1 protein-coding gene is annotated in these 458 nt (G+C 55.7%); it reads left to right on the top strand.

The genetic code is table 11. The features are described from left to right. Nucleotides 1-28: 28 nt before the first annotated feature. Nucleotides 29-458 (top strand): transposase (locus tag DNK06_RS25060; protein WP_131182674.1); only part of this gene is annotated, 430 nt, incomplete at its 3' end.

The raw sequence follows: 458 nt of genomic DNA, 5'->3' as shown, positions 1-458 counted from the left end.
CCTCAAGGATCTGCAGGAACTGGAGCAGATGGAACAGAATCGTCTGGACGTGACGAGCGATGCCAAGGTAGCCGCGTCGATCCAGTCGGTACTGGGGCATATTCGTCAGCAGATTGCTGACACACTCGAGGCGATCAAAAAGCACTTCGATGACAATGATGACTTGCGAGGGAAGCGCGACCTGCTCAAGAGTATCGATGGCATTGCCGACAGAACAGCTGCGCTACTGCTGGCGGAGCTGGGTGATATACAACGCTTCGATGATAGTCGAGCCGTTACCGCATTTGCCGGTTTGAATCCAAGGCTGCAGGAGTCGGGCAAGCACAAAGGACATGTGCGTATATCGCGGATGGGGTCTGCATTACTGCGCGGCGGACTTTACCTGCCGGCGGTTACCTCCCTGACTTACAATTCAGCGATCCGGGCAATGGCCGAGCGACTGCGAGCAAAAGGCAAGA

The sequence above is a fragment of the Phytopseudomonas daroniae genome (assembly GCF_004327285.1).
GTDB lineage: Bacteria > Pseudomonadota > Gammaproteobacteria > Pseudomonadales > Pseudomonadaceae > Aquipseudomonas > Aquipseudomonas daroniae.
Note: the sequence above shows the minus strand (reverse complement) of the source record. Positions and strands in the feature narration are given on the sequence as shown.